This window comes from Streptomyces thermocarboxydus, from assembly GCF_024760485.1.
Classification (GTDB): Bacteria; Actinomycetota; Actinomycetes; order Streptomycetales; family Streptomycetaceae; genus Streptomyces; species Streptomyces cellulosae.
This window is the reverse complement of record NZ_CP058273.1, coordinates 3,419,722-3,436,794: the sequence shown is the minus strand read 5'-3', so window position 1 is coordinate 3,436,794 and position 17,073 is coordinate 3,419,722. Positions and strand designations below refer to the sequence as shown.

Here is a 17,073-nt window from a genome sequence, read left to right as displayed (position 1 = left end):
GTGCCGACCGTTCGGGCCATCTTGCCAACCGGCCCGCAACGTGTCACGGGAGGGAGTCTAAGGGCTGGGGGTGCGCCGGGGACGCCGGATGGGACGCACATCGCACCCCGAGGTGACGGTGATGTGACGCCCGGTACGTCCGGAACCGCGCCTGCCTGGGCCGACGCACCGAGAACCTTCGCGGGACCTTTACGCCCCGGGTGCACCCTCTGCCCGTCCCACCTCGGGCAGCAGCGGCACCAGCCGGTCCCACCGTTCGATCGCGCACCCGTTCGTCCGGTCGTACGTCGCGTCGACGCGGCGGCCCGCCCAGGTGCCGGTGATCCGGGCGGTGGCGGGGCCGCCGTACTGCATGGTGCACACGGCGTCCTTCGGCACCGGCGCGAAGGTGTCCTGCCCCCACCGCGTGTGCCGTTCGACGGCCGCGCAGGCGCCTTCCGGGTCGGGGTGCGACCCGCCGCTCGGCCGGCACCGCACCTCGTACGTCCCGTCCGCCCCGCCGCCGGCGTCCCGCACGGTGACGGTGAGCCGGTCGCCCTCCGGCGCCGGTCCCGCGGCCCACGCCGGGGAGGGGGATGCGGCGAGCGAGGCGAGGACCGCGGCGAGAGCGGCGGCCGAGGCGGCGAGCCGCCGCGCGGACGGAGAAGCGGACGGTGAAGAAGAGAAGGAAGTCAGGACAGTCATGCCGTGATCAACGCGCCGGAGCGCGGGACGTTGCGCCACGACGGCGTGCCGGTCGCCAGGGCTTTGCCCTGCGGGCTCCCCGCCTAGTACCGTGGGGGGCGATTGGTGACACCCCACGCGGTTGTGTCATCATCGGCACGCACCACCCACTCGCGCCCGCGCGCAGCAGGTTGTGCATGGAGGCGTCGCCTAGTCCGGTCTATGGCGCCGCACTGCTAATGCGGTTTGGGCCTTAAAGCCCATCGAGGGTTCAAATCCCTCCGCCTCCGCCCCGAACACGAAGCCCCGGCCCAGCGGCCGGGGCTTCGTCGTTCCCCCCGGCCGCACCGGCCCCACACCACGTTTCCGCAGGTCACAAGGGGTAGGGCAATCGGATTTCACATGGCGGCGGCAGTCATGTAATGTTCTTCCTGTCGCCGCGAGCGGGCCGAAAGGGCCGGGAGCGGCGAGATAAATGAAGAGACAAGCACTCGTAGCTTAACGGATAGAGCATCTGACTACGGATCAGAAGGTTGCAGGTTCGAATCCTGCCGAGTGCACACAGACTGAAGGCCCCGGAGAGATCCGGGGCCTTCGGCGTTTTGCGGGACGAGCCCGGTCCGGAGGCGAGCCGGTTCCGGGGGCGCGTTCATCGCGTCGGCCCCCTGGATAAGGTGCCCGCACATCGCGCGACGACCGGGGGGTCGGGCTTCCGTGCGATGCGGGAGGGGAACCGATGAGGATCACGAGGGCCGGGGCGGGGCTCGTCGCCGTGGCATTGGCCGCCACGCTCGCGGGATGCGGGGCCGGGGCGGACGAAGGCCCGGTCGAGTCCGCGGAGCTGCAGGGGCGGTGGTGGACCTGGGCGTCGGCGGAGCCCGCGCCGACGAACCCGGTCGCGGACGAGGACGGGAGCGCGTGCGGGCGGAACCAGCCGGAGGACGTGTGGTTCCTGGCCGGCACGTTCGGCACCCAGGCGGAGCGCGCGTGCGCCGTCCCTGAGGGGGTGCCCCTGGCCTTCCCGCTGGTCAACATGTTCGGCACCCCGGAGGACTGCGCGGAGTTCATGGGAACCGCCGAGGGGTCCGCCGTTCTGGACGGCGAGGAGGTCGAGGCGGACGCCCATCAGGCGGAGGCGATCGAGATCCGCGGCGGTGCCGGCAACCCCGTCACGGGCACCGAAGGGTCCTTCACCGCGCACGGCTGCGGACTGTGGGTCCAGCTGCCCGCCCCGGAGGCCGGGGAGCACACGCTGAAGATCCGCGGCCGGTCGGGCGGCTTCTCGGCCGGGGTGGACTACACCCTCACCGTGGGTGCGTCCTAGACACGGGAGCCGGGTTCTGGCCGTACGGGCGCGGACGTCTCCGCGCCCGTCTCCTCGTCCGGGAGGCGGGTGACCGCCAGGGCCGCCGCGTCGTCCCCGAGTTCGTCGGTGTGGCGGAAGAGGGCGGCCAGCATGGCGTCCAGTACCGCGCCAGGGTCCGGAGGCAGCGGGCAGGTGAGCGGGGGGACGGGGTCGAAGAAGGCGCCGGTGCGGTCGCGGGCCTCGATGATGCCGTCGGTGAACAGCACCAGCGTCGCGCCCGGCGGCAGGTCGTACCGGTCGACCGGGACGACGGGTCCGGCCAGGTCGCCCAGGCCCAGCGGCAGCGAGGGCTCCTTCGGCTCCAGCGCGGTCACCCGGCCGTCGTGGACCAGCAGCGGCGTCGGATGCCCCCGGTTCGCCATCCGGAACGCGGACCGGTCGGGAAGGATCTCGACGAAGACGGCGGTGACGAAGTCCTCGAAGGGCATCTCCTCCTCGCGGGACTTCAGGTCCTGCACCTGGATCTCCGCGGCCTGCACGACCGACGGCAGGTCCGGCAGCTGGAGGGCCGCCGCGTGGAAGACGCCCAGCAGGGTGTTGACCATGGAGACCGACTTGGTGCCCTTGCCGCGGACGTCCCCGATCACCAGGCGCAGCCCGTGGGGCGTGTCGTGCACGGCGTACAGGTCGCCGCCGATGAGGGCCTCCTCCTGGGCGGCCTGGTACCGGGTGGCCATGGCCAGCCCCCGTGCCCGCTCGGGCACGGTGGGCAGCATCGCGCGCTGGACCGCCTCCGCCACCTGACGCGACGTCCGCAGCTGCTCCCGTTCGCGGGCGAACATCCGGTTGAGGAACGCCGCCACGACGGTCAGCGTGAGGAGGGTCGTGAAGCCGATGACGTTCGCCCGGGAGAGCACCTCCCCGCTCTCGCGGAACGACAGCAGCCAGCCGGTCAGGCAGGCCACCGCGCCGCTCGTGATCGTCCAGGTCAGCGGGTACATCGGCGCCGCGATCAGCGACACGGTCGCCAGCAGCGGGAACGTGTTGAACGGCGGCCAGGCGAGGTCGACGACGACCGCGACGACCACCACGGCGGGCGGCAGGGCACGGGACCAGGCGAGCCGCCTGGAGCGCCTCTTGTGCTGGTACCGCTCCATCCGCAGGGCCCCCGGTCGATCCGCAGCGTCCTGCGCCCCAGTTTTCGGCATGCCCTCCCGCGCAGCCACCGGGCGGGTCCGTTCGCGCCCCGCCCGGCCCCGCGCCGCTCAGGCCGCCGGCGGGATGTTCTGGTTGGCGTGGAAGAAGTTGTCCGGGTCGTAGGCGTGCTTGACGGCGGCGAGGCGGGCGTAGTTGTCGCGGTAGGTGGCGCGGACGCTGTCGGCGTCGCCGGACTCGCCGAGGAAGTTGACGTAGGCGCCGCCCATGGAGTGCGGGTGGAGCGCCGACCAGTAGTCGACGCACCACTGGCGGATCAGGCCGGCGTTGGCCGGGTCGGGGTCGATGCCGGCGATGACGCCGGACCAGGTCGCGTCCCGGTACGCCCAGGCCGTCTCGCCCGGGGCGACGTCGTGGACCGCGCCGTCCACCGGGTACAGGTGCATGGTCGACAGGCCGGTCGGCAGCCCCCGGCCGAACCGTTCGTGCACCGCGGCCGCCTCGTCGGTGATCTCGTCGAAGAAGTCGCCGCGCCAGTACCACTGCAGACCCTTGGGGATCAGGTCGTCGAACATCGTCTGGAGCATCGGGTACGGCATCGGCGTGGCGAAGTGGAAGGCCGGCGGGGCCGGGTCGTTCACCACGGACAGCACGTCGTCCAGGCGTCCGCCCTCCAGGTCGCCGGTGTAGCACCAGATCACCGCGCACACCTTCCGCCCGTGCAGCGGCTCGGGGAACGGCGGTGCGGGCGGGACGGCCATGACGGCGAAGAAGCCGGTGAGGTCCTCGGGCGCCGAGGGCAGGAACTCCCGGTACCAGCGCAGCACCTCCTGCGTCTGCTCGACCGGCCACACGGTGGCCGCCACACCGACCGTGTGCACCGGGTGCAGCCGGAAGGTGAAGGACGTGACCACGCCGAAGTTGCCGCCGCCGCCCCGCAGGGCCCACAGCAGGTCCGGATGTTCCTTCTCGGTGGTGGTGACGACGCTGCCGTCGGCCAGGACCACGTCCGCGGCGACCAGGCTGTCGATCGTCAGCCCGTACTTGCGGGTGAGGTGGCCGTGGCCGCCGCCCAGCGTGAGGCCGCCCACGCCGGTGGTGGACATGATGCCGGCCGGCACGGCGAGCCCGAAGCTGTGCGTCTCGTGGTCCAGGTCGCCGAGCACGCTGCCGCCGCCCACCTGGGCCGTCCTGTTCAGCGGGTCGACGCGCACCCAGCGCATCGGGGACAGGTCGAGGGTGAGCCCGCCGTCGACCAGACACAGGCCGGGGCCGCTGTGCCCGCCGCCGCGCACGGCCAGTTCGACGCCCGTCTGCCGGGCGAAGGCGATCGCCGTGCGCACGTCCGCGGTGCCCGTGCAGCGGGCGATGGCGGCGGGACGGCGGTCGATCATGGCGTTGTAGATGGAGCGTGCCTCGTCGTACTCGGCGTCCTGCGGCGTCACGAGAGGGCCTCGCAGGGCCTCGCGCAGATTGTCCAGTGCGGTTGCGTCCATGCCGCTCATTGCGGACACCCCTTGGAGCAGTGCGGAACCGTATGCGGGCCCGCGGGCGGACGAACCGGTGTCCCTGCGCCTCCGGGGGCGTCCCGGTCCTCGCGAGGCGTCCGGCCGGTGTTCGTCCGGGGTCCTGGGGGAGCGGTCCCCGGGTGTCCCGGGGAGCACCCTGCTCCTTCCAGTGTGACGCCGGTCACACGGCGGCGCGACGCGGATGCGGGGGCGTCATCGAGGCGGGTCCTGGCTCCCGTGGTGGCGCAGGGTGTTGCGCAGATGGTTGGTCAGGGCGGTGGCCGCCGCCGTGAGGAAGATGAAGCTGTAGAGGATCTGCAGGATCGCGACCAGGCGCGCGGACTGCCCGCGCGGGGTGATGTCCCCGTAGCCGACGGTGGCGAGCGTGACCATCGTGAAGTAGAGGGCGTCCAGACGCGTGCCGATGCCCTCCAGCTCGCCCGGGCGCTGGGCGAGACCCTGGTAGGCGGTCGCGAAGACCAGCACGGACAGGCACATCAGCGGAGGGATGACCAGCCCCGGACGGACGCCCGGGACGTTCAGCAGCACCCGGGCGACCTGGACCAGCAGCAGGACGGCGATCAGCGCGAGGGCCGCCCCGAAGAGCACCCAGCTGAGCACCGGGCGGTCCGGGCCGAGCCGGTCCAGCGGCAGCAGGAAGTACGCGGTGACCATCGCGGTCAGCCCGGCCGCCTGGATCACCCACGGCCAGGCGCCGGACCGGCTCCCGGGCGCGCGCTCTACGCCGGGGACTCGCGGCGGGGTGCGCACAGGGCCCAGATGATGAAGCCGTCGACGACGATCAGGACGATCGACCACACCGGCTGGTAGGGCAGCCACACGAAGTGGGCGATCATGCTCAGCCCGGCCAGGCCGACACCCACGGCACGCGCCCAGGTGGCCCCCCTGAGCAGCGCCAGGCCCGCGGCGGCCACCAGGGCGCCGAGGATCAGATGCACCCAGCCCCAGCCGGTCAGGCTGAACTCGTACGTGAAGTTCGGGGTGGCGACGAAGACGTCGTCCCGGGCGATGGCGGCGATGCCCTCGAAGATCGCCATGACACCGCCGAACACCATCAGGAACGCGGCGGCCACCGTCCAGCTCGCCGCCCAGGGGCTCTCGGCCTCCCGGCCCGCCCCGCGAAAGCCCGTACCGCTGACATTGCTGGCCATGTTTCCCGACCTTCCGGATGTCCCCGAGCGGTTCGATCCTTCTCAGACTGGCATCACGGGCCCCTCCCGGCACCTCGGCGGGTGAGCGGGGGTCAGTTCTCGTCCCGATGCCCGGACAGGTTCTGTACCGCTTCTCGTTCGGGGTTCTCGTACGGGTTCTTGTGCGGGTCGGCGCCGGCGGCCACGGCCCGTTGTCAGTGGTCCCCTCTACTCTCGGCCGGGATGGCACAGGCATGGCGGTGTGCGGGGCTGAGCTGGACGGCGGGCGGTCCCGTGCTGATCTGGGACGGGGGCCGGCGCTCGGCGCTGACCTGGGGGAAGACGGTGGCCTTCGGGGTCACGGAAGGGGGTGCGCGGACCTGTGTGGGACCACGGGGGAACACGTGTCCGTACACCGCGCGGGTGTCCGCGCGGAGCACCGGGCCGCGCTGCGAGGAGTGCGCCCGCCTGGACCGGGCGCACTCGGTGGCCGCCGACACGCTCGCGGACGACCCGCGGCCGTACCGGGTCTACCTGGCGTGGTTCGGGCCCGGGATGGCCAAGGTGGGGATCACCGCCGAGCGGCGCGGGTCCGCCCGGCTGCTGGAGCAGGGGGCGGTCTGCTTCAGCTGGCTGGGCACGGGACCGCTGATGGCCGCGCGGCGCACCGAGGAGCTGCTGCGCGCCGCGCTGCGGGTGCCCGACCGCATCCCCTACGCCGCCAAGCGCGCGGCGCGGGCGGCGCTGCCGGCGACCGGGGAGGAGCGGGCCGCCGAGATAGCGGGGCTGCACGGGCGGGCGCTGGCCCTCACCGGCTGGCCGGAGTCGCTCGACCCCGCTCCTTTCCGTCCCGTCGACCACGTGGAGGCGTTCGGGCTGGCGGAGGCGCCGGCGCCGGTGGGCGCGGTGGGGGAGCTGGCCGCCGGGGGCGCGGTGAGCGGGGAGCTCGTGGCGGCCGCCGGGCCCGATCTTCACCTGGCGACTGACCGGGGCGTCCTGGTGCTGGACACCCGCCTGCTGCCCGGCTGGGAGCTGGTCCCGGCCGGGGGACGCCGGGTCGAGGTGCCGGTGCGGGCGCTGAAGGAGCCGCCGGCCGCGCAGGACGGGCTGTTCTGAGCGGCGGGAGGTGAGGCCGGGGGGCTGGACCGTTCCCGCCCTCACGGGTGATCGTGTTCGGCATGAGCGCGCACCCTCCGACCCCGCCCACCACACCCGACGAGACCGACGGGACCACCGACACGGCCGAAACCGCCGAGGTCCGCCGCTTCTGGCAGCACCTCGGCCTGCCCGGCCTCGTCGACGTGCACACGCACTTCATGCCGGAGCGCGTCCTCCACAAGGTGTGGGCGTACTTCGACGCGCTCGGGCCGCTCACCGGCGGTATCGAGTGGCCGATCACGTACCGCAGGGAGGAGGCCGAACGGGCCGCGCTGCTGCGGGCGTTCGGCGTGCGCGCCTTCACCTCGATGCTCTACCCCCACAAGCCGGGCATGGCCCGCTGGCTCAACGACTGGGCCGCCGGCTTCGCCCGCCGCACCCCCGACTGCCTGCACACCTCCACCCTCTTCCCCGAGCCGGGCGCCGCCGACTACGTCCGCGAGGCCGTCGAGCACGGGGCGCGCGTCTTCAAGGCGCACGTCCAGGTCGGCGGGTACGACCCCTCCGACGAGGCGCTCGACGCCTGCTGGGGCCTGCTCGCCGAGGCGGGCGTCCCGGTGGTGGTCCACTGCGGCTCGGGCCCCGCCCCCGGCAAGCACACCGGCCCCGAACCGGTCGCCCGCGTGCTGGCCCGCCACCCCCGGCTGCGGCTGATCGTCGCCCACATGGGCATGCCGGAGTACGAGGACTTCCTCGACCTGGCCGAGCGGTACCCCGAGGTCCGCCTCGACACCACCATGGCGTTCACCGGCTTCAGCGAGCGGATGTCGCCGTTCCCCCCGCGCGCGCTCCCCCGCCTGGCCGCCCTCGGCGACCGCGTCCTGCTCGGCACCGACTTCCCCAACATCCCCTACCGGTACGTCCATCAGCTCGACGTCCTCGCGGATCTCGGGCTGGGCGACGACTGGCTGCGGGCGGTGTGCCACGACAACGCGGCCCGGCTGTTCGGCCTGCCGGACGCCCTGGAGCCGCCCGCCTGAGAAACGCCTGTGGATTTCTCAGGGAAAACACAGAAAGACACAAGGGTGCTCTCAGGGGACACCCCGATCGTCTCCGGTATGACCACGATCTCGCCCCAGGGGCGCACGGAACTGGTGAGGCCGGACGGGAGCTCCGTCCGGGTGCTGGTGGTGGACGACGAGCAGTCGATCACCGAACTGCTGTCCATGGCCCTGCGCTACGAGGGCTGGCAGATCCGCAGCGCGGACGACGGGCAGGGTGCCCTGCGCGCGGCCCGTGAGTTCCGGCCCGACGCCGTCGTCCTGGACCTGATGCTGCCGGACATGGACGGGCTCACCGTCCTCGGCCGGCTGCGGCGCGAACTGCCGGACGTGCCCGTGCTGTTCCTCACCGCGAAGGACGCCGTCGAGGACCGGATCGCGGGGCTGACCGCGGGCGGCGACGACTATGTGACCAAGCCGTTCAGCCTGGAGGAGGTCGTCGCGCGGCTGCGCGGGCTGATCCGCCGCTCCTGCGCGACCGACCGCCGCTCCGACGCCCTGCTGGTGGTCGGCGACCTCACCCTGGACGAGGACAGCCACGAGGTGACCCGCGGCGGCCGGAGCATTCATCTGACCGCCACCGAGTTCGAGCTGCTGCGCTTCCTGATGCGCAACCCGCGCCGGGTGCTCAGCAAGGCGCAGATCCTCGACCGCGTGTGGTCCTACGACTTCGGCGGCCAGGCGAACGTCGTCGAGCTGTACATCTCCTACCTGCGCCGGAAGATCGACGCGGGCCGGGAGCCGATGATCCACACCCGGCGCGGCGCCGGTTACCTGCTGAAGCCCGCGGTGTCGTGAGGGGACCGGGGCGGCCGCGTCCGCGCACCCTGCGGACGCGGCTCGTCGTCGCGTCCGTCACCCTGATCGCGGTGGTGTGCGCGGTGATCGGCACGGTGACCGCCCTGGCCCTGCGCTCGCACCTGTACGAGCAGCTCGACGGGCAGCTGCGCGAGGTGGCGATGCGGGCGACCGGCGGCCCGGCCCACGACGGGCCACGCCCCGGCCCGCACGCGGACGCCCTCGACTTCGTGACGAGGGGCCCGCAGATGTTCGGCACCGTCGGCGCCACCGTCGTGGACGGCGCGGTGACCGACGGGGTGGTCAGCAACTCCCGCGAGGTCAACGGCGTCCGCACACCCGAGGCGGGCCGCCTCACCACCGCCCAGCTCGCCGCCCTGGAGGACGTGCCGCGCGACCGGCAGGAGCACACCGCCGACCTCCCCGGCCTGGGCAGCTACCGCGTGGTCTACGAGGAGGGCCCCAACGGCGCCTTCTACGTCGCCGTGCCCACCGCCGACGTCGACGCCACCGTCACCACCCTGATCCTGGTGGAGATCAGCGTCACCGCCGCGGGGCTCGTCGCCGCGTCCCTGGCCGGCGCCGTCATCGTCGGCGTCGCCACCCGCCCGCTGCGCCGGGTCGCAGCAACCGCCACCCGCGTCGCCGAACTCCCCCTCCACCGTGGCGAGGTGACGCTGAAGGAGCGCGTACCGGAGTCCGAATGCGATCCGCACACCGAGGTCGGCCGGGTCGGCGCCGCCCTCAACCGCATGCTCGACCACGTCCACGGGGCCCTGCACGCCCGCCAGCTCAGCGAGACCCGGGTACGGCAGTTCGTCGCGGACGCCAGCCACGAGCTGCGCACCCCGCTCGCCTCCATCCGCGGCTACGCCGAACTCACCCGGCGCGGCCGGGAGGAGGTCGGCCCGGACACCCGGCACGCGCTGCGCCGTATCGAGTCCGAGGCCGGCCGGATGACCCTGCTGGTGGAGGACCTGCTGCTGCTCGCCCGCCTGGACGCGGGCCGGCCCCTGCGGTTCGAGGAGACCGACCTGGTGCCGCTGGTCGTGGACGCCGTCAGCGACGCCCGCGCGGCCGGTCCGGACCACCACTGGCGCCTGGACCTGCCCGACGCGCCGGCGCCGGTCACCGCCGACGCCGCCCGCCTCCAGCAGGTTCTGGTCAACCTGCTCGCCAACGCCCGCACCCACACCCCGCCCGGCACCACCGTCACCGCGCGGGTGCGCCGCGAGGGTCCCTGGCTGCGGGTGGACGTCGCCGACGACGGACCCGGCATCCCGCACGAGCTGCTCCCGCACGTCTTCGAACGGTTCGCGCGCGGCGACTCGGCCCGCACCCGGGCCACAGGATCAACGGGGCTCGGGCTGGCGATCGTGCAGGCGGTGGCGGCCGCGCACGGCGGCTCGGTGACCGTCGACAGCGTGCCGGGGCGGACGGTGTTCACCCTCCGCCTGCCCGCCGCCGCCCCGGCCTCCCCAGGAGTGCCGGACGCGCCGCACTCACAGTCGTGGCACAGCCTCAGCACAGAGGTATGACAGGGCAGTTGACGAGGGTCGATCCCATGCGAACCGACCCTTTCACCGGCACGCTGCCGGCTCGGGAGCACCTTCCGGCCGCCTGGGCCGGCACACCGGTCCTGGACGTCGTCGTCCCCGTGTTCAACGAGGAGAAGGACCTCCAGCCCTGTGTCCGCCGGCTCCACGAACATCTGACCCGGACCTTCCCGTACGCGTTCCGCATCACGATCGCCGACAACGCCTCCACGGACGGCACCCCGCTCATCGCCGCAGACCTGGAGCGGCGGATCGAGGAGGTGCGGTCCGTCCGGCTCGAGCGGAAGGGCCGCGGGCGGGCGCTGCGGACCGTCTGGTCCGCCTCGGACGCGCCCGTCCTCGCCTACATGGACGTGGACCTGTCCACCGACCTCAACGCCCTGCTGCCGCTGGTCGCCCCGCTGATCTCCGGCCATTCCGACCTGGCCATCGGCTCCCGGCTGAGCCGCAGCGCGCGGGTGGTGCGGGGCGCCAAGCGGGAGTTTGTCAGCCGCAGTTACAACCTGATCCTGCGCGGCTCGCTCCAGGCGCGCTTCTCCGACGCGCAGTGCGGGTTCAAGGCGATCCGCCGTGACGTGGCGCAGGTGCTGCTGCCGCTGGTGGAGGACAGCGGCTGGTTCTTCGACACGGAGCTGCTGGTGCTCGCCGAGCGGGCGGGGCTGCGGATCCACGAGGTGCCGGTCGACTGGGTCGACGACCCGGACTCCACCGTCCACATCGTGCGGACGGCCACGGAGGACCTGAGGGGCGTCTGGCGGGTCGGCAGGGCGCTGGCCACCGGCGCGCTGCCGCTGGACCGGCTCTCCCGGCCGTTCGGCGACGACCCGCGCGACCGCACCCTCGCGGACGTGCCGCGGGGACTGGCCCGCCAACTCGTCGGCTTCTGCGCCGTCGGCGTCCTGTCCACGGTGTTCTACCTGGTCCTCTACAGCGCCTTCCGCACCGTCACCGGCTCCCAGCTCGCCAACGGGCTCGCCCTGCTGGTGTCGGCGGTCGCCAACACCGCCGCCAACCGCCGGCTCACCTTCCGGGTGCGGGGGCGCGACGGGATGGTCCGCCATCAGGCGCAGGGCCTGGTCGTCTTCGCCATCGGCCTCGCCCTGACCAGCGGCTCGCTCGCCGCCCTCGACACGGCGAGCGGCGACCCCGCCCACTCCACGGAACTGGCGGTCCTGGTGGCGGCCAACCTGGCGGCGACGGTCCTGCGGTTCCTGCTGTTCCGGGCCTGGGTCTTCCCGGACCGCGCCTCTGACACGGGATCCCGGCAGCCGGGTGCGACGCCCGAGCAGGACGCAACGGCGCCTGGCCCGTCGGGGGCCTCGCCGACCACGCAGACGGAGACCTGGCGCGGTGCCACGTCCCCCTCGCCGTCGGGGCAGGAGGCTTCCTGGACCACCTCGGAAACCGGCCCCGCTCCCTGGGCACGGCCGACGCCCCAGCCGGACCCGCAGGTCACCCCCTCACCCGCCCCGGCCCGCGCGCCGCGCCACGCCCGGCACACCGACCACGACCCGAGGACCACCCGATGACCCGCTCACACCACCCGCAGGCCGGTCCCGCCGACGATCTCCACCCGGCGTCCGCGCCGTACGGGGACGGCACCACCGCCGACGGTCTCCACCCGGCGTCCGCGCCGTACGGGGACGGCACCACCGCCGACGATCTCCACCCGGCGTCCGCGCCGTACGGCACGTACCGCGGAGCCGGGGCCACCGCCGACGGCTCTCGGCCCGCACCGCCGGGCGAGCAACCCGAGCACGCCCTGGTCACCGCCACCAACGACCCCCGCTGGGCCCGCCCCGCCCTTTTCGCGCTGCTCCTCGCCACCGGCCTGCTGTACCTCTGCAACCTCCACGCCTCCGGCTACGCCAACTCCTTCTACTCCGCGGCCGTGCAGGCGGGCAGCCAGTCCTGGAAGGCTTTCTTCTTCGGGTCGCTCGACGCCGCGAACGCCATCACCGTCGACAAGCCCCCGGCCGCGCTCTGGCCGATGGCCCTCTCCGTGCGGCTGTTCGGGCTCAGCTCCTGGGCGATCCTGGCGCCCGAGGTGCTGATGGGCGTCGGCACCGTCGCCGTCGTGCACGCGTCCGTGCGTCGTCGTGCCGGACACGGCGCCGCCCTCCTCGCGGGAGCGGTCCTCGCGCTCACGCCGGTCGCGGCGCTGATGTTCCGCTTCAACAACCCGGACGCCCTGCTCGCCCTGCTCATGGCCGTCGCCTGTCACCTCGTCGTACGCGCCCTGGAGGACGGCCGGACCAAGTGGCTGATGTGGGCTGGCGTCGCCATCGGCTTCGCCTTTCTCACCAAGACGCTCCAGGCGTTCCTGATCCTCCCTGCGCTGGCCGTGGTCTACGCCGTCTGCGCCCCCGTACGCCCGCGCAAGCGGTTCGCGCAGCTCGCGTTCGCGACCGTCGCGCTCGTGGTGTCCGGAGGCTGGTGGGTCGCGGTCGTCGAGCTGTGGCCGGCGTCCTCACGGCCGTACATCGGCGGCTCGCAGAACAACAGCTTCCTGGAGCTGACCTTCGGCTACAACGGCCTCGGCCGTCTCAACGGCGAGGAGACCGGCAGCGTCGGCGGCGGAGGCGGCGCGGGCGGCGGCGGCCGCTGGGGCGAGACCGGCTGGGACCGGATGTTCAACGACGACGTCGGCGGCCAGATCTCCTGGTTGCTGCCCGCCGCGCTGATCCTGCTGGCCGCCGCCCTGTACCTGACCCGTAAGACGCGCAGGACCGACATCACCCGTGCCGCGTTCCTCGTGTGGGGCGGCTCGCTGCTGACGACCGCCGTCGTCTTCAGCTTCATGGCCGGCATCTTCCACCAGTACTACACGGTCGCCCTGGCCCCCTGTCTCGCGGCCGTGACCGGCATGGGCGCGGCCGCCCTGTGGCAGCGGCGGCGGGAGACCTGGGCCGCCCTCACCCTCGCGGCGGCCGTCACGGCGACCGCGGCCTGGGGCTGCGTCCTGCTCGCGCGCACACCCGACTACCTGCCGTGGCTGCGCTGGATCGTCCTGGTGGGCGGGCTGACCGCCGCGCTCGGGCTGGTCTTCGCGGGCCGGGCGGGACGCCGGGTGGTGCTCGCGGCGGCCGGCCTCGGCGTCGCGGCCTCCCTGGCCGGCCCGACGGCGTACACCCTGAGCACCGTGCGGGAGGGTCACTCCGGCTCCATCGTCATGGCCGGTCCCGCGTCGACGGGCAGGGGCGGCGGTGGCCCCCAGGGCGGAGGCCCGGGCGGCGGTCAGAACGGAGCCCAAGGCGGCGGCCCTGGCGGAGGCGGCACCCAGGGCCGGAACGGCGGCCCCCAGAACGGCACCCCGCCCGGCAGCACCCCGCCCACCACCAACGGCACCGGCGGCTTCCCCGGCGGCGCCCCGTCGGGCCGGAACGGCACCGTCACCCCGCCCGGCACCACCGACGGCACCACGACAGAAACCCCCGGCCGGGGATCGCGCGGCGGCGTCGGCATGGGCGGCCTCCTCGGCGGCACCTCCGTCGACGCCCAGGCACGCGAGCTGCTGGAGACCGACGCCGACGACTACACCTGGGCCGCCGCGACGGTCGGCGCGCAGAACGCCGCGAGCTACCAGCTCGCCACCGGCGAACCGGTCATGGCGGTCGGCGGCTTCAACGGCACCGACCCGTCCCCGACCCTCGCCCAGTTCCAGCAGTACGTGAAGGACGGCCGCATCCACTACTTCGTCTCGAGCGGAGGCATGGGCGGAGGCGGCGGCCGAGGCGGAACGGACGGCACCGGCACCTCGTCCCGGATCACCGCCTGGGTCCAGGAGAACTTCACCCAGGTCACCGCCGGCTCAGCCACCTTCTACGACCTCACCCGCCCCACGTCCGAAAGCTGACCTCGTCCCACGCCCCCGCGTTGTACGCCGTAAGAGAGCTGTTCTACGGTGTAGAGCATGACCACCTCCTCCCAGGAGCACCCCGCCGCGGCCCCCGACCCGTCCCCGGACACCGCACCTGCGGACGGGGCTCCCCGGGGGCACGCGCGGCGCTGGCTGATCCTCGGAGTCATCTGCCTCGCGCAGCTCACCGTGCTGCTGGACAACACGGTGCTGAACGTGGCGATCCCCTCCCTCACCCGGGAGATGGACGCCTCGACCGCCGACGTCCAGTGGATGATCAACGCCTACTCGCTGGTGCAGTCGGGCCTGCTGCTCAGCGCGGGCAACGCGGCCGACCGCTACGGCCGCAAGAAGATGCTGATCGTGGGCCTCGCCCTGTTCGGCGCGGGGTCGCTGGTGGCCGGCCTGGCCCAGTCCTCCGGGCAGCTGATCGCCGCGCGGGCAGGCATGGGCGTCGGCGGGGCGCTGCTGCTCACCACCACCCTCGCCGTGGTCATGCAGATCTTCACGACCGAGGAGCAGCCCAAGGCGATCGGCGTCTGGAGCGCCGTCAACTCCCTGGGGTTCGCGGCCGGTCCGCTGGTCGGCGGGTTCATGCTGAACCACTTCTGGTGGGGCTCGATCTTCCTGATCAACCTGCCGGTCGCGGCCCTGGCGCTGGCAGCCGTCGCCGCGTACGTCCCGGAGTCCCGCAACCGGCAGGGCGACCGGCCCGACCTGGTCGGCGCGGTGCTCTCCACCATCGGCATGACGGCCCTGGTCTACGCGATCATCTCCGGCCCCGAGCACGGCTGGACGTCCGGCATGGTGCTCGCCACCGCCGGCGCGGCGGTCGTGGTGCTCGGCGTCTTCGCGTACTGGGAGAGTCGGATCCCGTACCCGATGCTCGACCCGCACTTCTTCCGCAACCGCCGCTTCACCGGCGCGGTCGGCGGCCTGGTGCTGATCACCTTCGGGATGGGCGGCGCGCTGTTCCTGCTCACCCAGTACCTGCAGTTCGTCCTCGGCTACGGCCCGCTGGAGGCGGGACTGCGCACCGCGCCGATGGCGCTGACCGTGGTCGTCCTCAACTTCACCGGCGTGGGCACCAAATGGTCGGCGAAGATGGGCACTCCGCCGTCCATAGCGGTGGGCATGGGGCTGATGGCGGCCGGGCTGGTGTCGATCGCCACGCTCACCGGGCACGGCTACGGCGGCACCCTGCTCGGCCTGGTGCTGATCGGCGCGGGCACCGCGATCGGCAGCCCGGTGATGGCGCACGCCGTGATGAGCTCCGTGCCCCGCGAGAAGGCGGGCGTCGGAGCCGGGATCAACGGCACGCTGGCCGAGTTCGGCAACGGACTCGGCGTGGCCGTCCTCGGCGCCGTGCTGAACGCGCGCTTCGCCGCGCTGGTGCCGGTCGCGGCGGCCTCGCTCCCGGCGGCGCTGGCCGCGGCCGGCTCCGACCGTGAACGCGCCGAGATCACCGGGGCGTTCTCCTCCGGTCTGGAGACGAGCCTCCTGGTCGGCTCGGCCGCGGTGCTGCTCGGCGGCCTGCTTGCGGCGTCGCTGCTGCACCGCGCCGACCGCGCCGACGCGCGCGCCGCGCGGGAACAGGCGGACGCCTAGCATGAACCGGCGTCGGCGAGTCGAGGAAGGTGCGCCATGGTGAGGGCAGACCAGCGGTCCGGGAAGACGCCGCGGCCCAGTGTCTGGCTGGAGGACCGGGAGCGGGGCGGCAGGCGCGGCGGAGACCGGCCCTCCGGCCTCGACCGGGGCCGGATCACCGAGGCCACCGTGCGGCTGCTGGACGCCGAGGGCCTGGAGAAGTTCTCCATGCGCCGCCTCGCCGCCGAACTCGACGTCACCGCGATGTCCGTCTACTGGTACGTCGACACCAAGGACGACCTGCTCGAACTGGCCCTGGACCGCGCCTTCGGCGAACTCGCCCTGCCCGAACCGGAGTCCGGCGCCGACTGGCGCGACGAACTGCGCGCGCTGGCCCGCGAGTACCGGGCGCTGCTGGTGCGGCACTCCTGGCTGCCGGCGCTCGTCGGCCGCTTCCTCAACATCGGGCCCCACGCGCTGCGGTTCTCCGGCGCCGTCCAGCGGGTCCTCGGCCGCACCGGCCTGCCCGAGCACGGAGTGACGGGGGCGATCGCCGCCGTGTTCCAGTTCGTGTACGGACACGGCACGGTGGAGGGCCACTTCCGCGCCCGGGTGGCCTCGACGGGCCTGACCGCCGACGAGTATCACCACCGTGCCATGACCGAGGTGCTGCGCGACCCGGACGCCTCCGACGTCATCGGGCGGTCGGCCCGGATCATGGAGGCGCGGGGCGGCGACACGGTCGAGGAGATGCTCGAACGGGACTTCACCTTCGCCCTGGACCTGCTGATCGCCGGCATCGAGGCGATGGTCGCCCGCGGCCAGGGCTGACCGAGGGCGCTCCCCGTGCGCCCCCGCTACTCGCTCTCCGCCAGCCGCGCCGGGAAGCCGCCCGTCGCCACCGGCCCCCAGCGCTCCGGGGTGATCCGGATCAGCGACTTGCCCTGCTTCACCATCGCCGCGCGGTACTCGTCCCAGTCGGGGTGCTCACCGGCGATGTTCCGGTAGTACTCCACCAGCGGCTCCACCGACTCGGGCACGTCCAGCACCTCGGCGGTGCCGTCGATCTGCACCCACGGACCGTTCCACTCGTCGCTGAGGACGATCAGGCTGACCCGCGGGTCCCGCCTGGCGTTGCGGGTCTTGGCGCGCTCCGGGTAGGTGGACACCACGATCCGCCCGGAGTCGTCGACCCCGCAGGTCAGCGGCGACCCCTGCGGTCCGCCGTCGGAGCGGCGGGTGAGCAGGATCGCGCGGTGCCGGGGGCGTACGAAGTCGTACAACTCGTCGAGGGAGATGCGGTTGTTGGTCGCGATGTTCGGTGCCATGGC

The 17,073-nt window shown here is 73.3% G+C and carries 15 protein-coding genes and 2 tRNA genes; 11 read left to right on the top strand and 6 right to left on the bottom strand.

The window, feature by feature from the left end; translation table 11 throughout:
- Nucleotides 1–189 precede the first annotated feature (189 nt).
- Nucleotides 190–684, bottom strand: a complete 495-nt coding sequence (locus AY578_RS15830; protein WP_019525947.1) for an SSI family serine proteinase inhibitor — start codon at nucleotides 682–684, stop codon at nucleotides 190–192.
- A gap of 178 nt (nucleotides 685–862) precedes the next feature.
- Here AY578_RS15830 and AY578_RS15825 point away from each other — a divergent pair.
- The 3 genes from AY578_RS15825 (at nucleotide 863) to AY578_RS15815 (ending at nucleotide 1,987) form a co-directional block, all read left to right on the top strand.
- A tRNA-Ser gene (locus AY578_RS15825) sits at nucleotides 863–953 on the top strand.
- A gap of 197 nt (nucleotides 954–1,150) precedes the next feature.
- Nucleotides 1,151–1,223, top strand: a tRNA-Arg gene (locus tag AY578_RS15820).
- A gap of 176 nt (nucleotides 1,224–1,399) precedes the next feature.
- A complete protein-coding gene (locus AY578_RS15815; protein ID WP_237490663.1) occupies nucleotides 1,400–1,987 on the top strand; it encodes a signal protein in 588 nt (195 codons plus the stop codon).
- Here AY578_RS15815 and AY578_RS15810 read toward each other — a convergent pair.
- The 4 genes from AY578_RS15810 to AY578_RS15795 all read right to left on the bottom strand — a co-directional run bounded on the left by AY578_RS15810 (nucleotide 1,984) and on the right by AY578_RS15795 (nucleotide 5,804).
- Nucleotides 1,984–3,126, bottom strand: coding sequence for a PP2C family protein-serine/threonine phosphatase (locus tag AY578_RS15810; protein ID WP_161108310.1), 1,143 nt, complete (start codon nucleotides 3,124–3,126; stop codon nucleotides 1,984–1,986). The genes AY578_RS15815 and AY578_RS15810 overlap by 4 nt on opposite strands.
- Nucleotides 3,127–3,234: 108 nt before the next feature.
- Nucleotides 3,235–4,620: an FAD-binding oxidoreductase gene (locus AY578_RS15805; protein ID WP_019525944.1), complete on the bottom strand. Its 1,386-nt coding sequence runs from the start codon at nucleotides 4,618–4,620 to the stop codon at nucleotides 3,235–3,237.
- Nucleotides 4,621–4,845: 225 nt separating this feature from the next.
- Nucleotides 4,846–5,334: a potassium channel family protein gene (locus AY578_RS15800; RefSeq protein WP_019525943.1), complete on the bottom strand. Its 489-nt coding sequence runs from the start codon at nucleotides 5,332–5,334 to the stop codon at nucleotides 4,846–4,848.
- A gap of 38 nt (nucleotides 5,335–5,372) precedes the next feature.
- Nucleotides 5,373–5,804, bottom strand: a complete 432-nt coding sequence (locus tag AY578_RS15795; protein WP_026243983.1) for a DUF7144 family membrane protein — start codon at nucleotides 5,802–5,804, stop codon at nucleotides 5,373–5,375.
- Nucleotides 5,805–6,026: 222 nt separating this feature from the next.
- Between AY578_RS15795 and AY578_RS15790 the strand changes: the two genes are divergently transcribed.
- The 8 genes from AY578_RS15790 to AY578_RS15755 all read left to right on the top strand — a co-directional run bounded on the left by AY578_RS15790 (nucleotide 6,027) and on the right by AY578_RS15755 (nucleotide 16,573).
- Nucleotides 6,027–6,899, top strand: coding sequence for a DUF2797 domain-containing protein (locus AY578_RS15790; protein ID WP_161108307.1), 873 nt, complete (start codon nucleotides 6,027–6,029; stop codon nucleotides 6,897–6,899).
- Between the two features lie 62 nt (nucleotides 6,900–6,961).
- Nucleotides 6,962–7,921 carry an amidohydrolase family protein gene (locus tag AY578_RS15785; protein ID WP_237490662.1) on the top strand — a complete coding sequence of 320 codons (960 nt, stop codon included), beginning with the start codon at nucleotides 6,962–6,964 and terminating at the stop codon, nucleotides 7,919–7,921.
- A 78-nt stretch (nucleotides 7,922–7,999) separates the two neighbouring features.
- Nucleotides 8,000–8,740, top strand: coding sequence for a response regulator transcription factor (locus AY578_RS15780; RefSeq protein WP_020700167.1), 741 nt, complete (start codon nucleotides 8,000–8,002; stop codon nucleotides 8,738–8,740).
- Nucleotides 8,737–10,278 carry a sensor histidine kinase gene (locus tag AY578_RS15775; RefSeq protein ID WP_028960541.1) on the top strand — a complete coding sequence of 514 codons (1,542 nt, stop codon included), beginning with the start codon at nucleotides 8,737–8,739 and terminating at the stop codon, nucleotides 10,276–10,278. The genes AY578_RS15780 and AY578_RS15775 overlap by 4 nt, the downstream gene beginning before the upstream one ends.
- Before the next feature lie 26 nt (nucleotides 10,279–10,304).
- On the top strand, nucleotides 10,305–11,825 hold the full coding sequence (locus tag AY578_RS15770; protein ID WP_019525936.1) for a bifunctional glycosyltransferase family 2/GtrA family protein: 1,521 nt from the start codon (nucleotides 10,305–10,307) through the stop codon (nucleotides 11,823–11,825).
- Nucleotides 11,822–14,152 carry a mannosyltransferase YkcB-related protein gene (locus AY578_RS15765; RefSeq protein WP_078611459.1) on the top strand — a complete coding sequence of 777 codons (2,331 nt, stop codon included), beginning with the start codon at nucleotides 11,822–11,824 and terminating at the stop codon, nucleotides 14,150–14,152. The genes AY578_RS15770 and AY578_RS15765 overlap by 4 nt, the downstream gene beginning before the upstream one ends.
- 57 nt (nucleotides 14,153–14,209) lie before the next feature.
- Nucleotides 14,210–15,763 carry an MFS transporter gene (locus AY578_RS15760; protein ID WP_019527043.1) on the top strand — a complete coding sequence of 518 codons (1,554 nt, stop codon included), beginning with the start codon at nucleotides 14,210–14,212 and terminating at the stop codon, nucleotides 15,761–15,763.
- Nucleotides 15,764–15,799: 36 nt separating this feature from the next.
- Complete coding sequence (locus AY578_RS15755) at nucleotides 15,800–16,573, top strand: TetR/AcrR family transcriptional regulator (RefSeq protein ID WP_019527042.1); 774 nt, start codon at nucleotides 15,800–15,802, stop codon at nucleotides 16,571–16,573.
- 26 nt (nucleotides 16,574–16,599) lie between these two features.
- On the opposite strand, the gene AY578_RS15750 is transcribed toward AY578_RS15755, so the two are convergent.
- The gene (locus AY578_RS15750) at nucleotides 16,600–17,070 is read right to left on the bottom strand and encodes a PPOX class F420-dependent oxidoreductase (RefSeq protein ID WP_019527041.1); all 471 of its coding nucleotides are present in this window, start codon (nucleotides 17,068–17,070) and stop codon (nucleotides 16,600–16,602) included.
- Nucleotides 17,071–17,073: the final 3 nt, after the last annotated feature.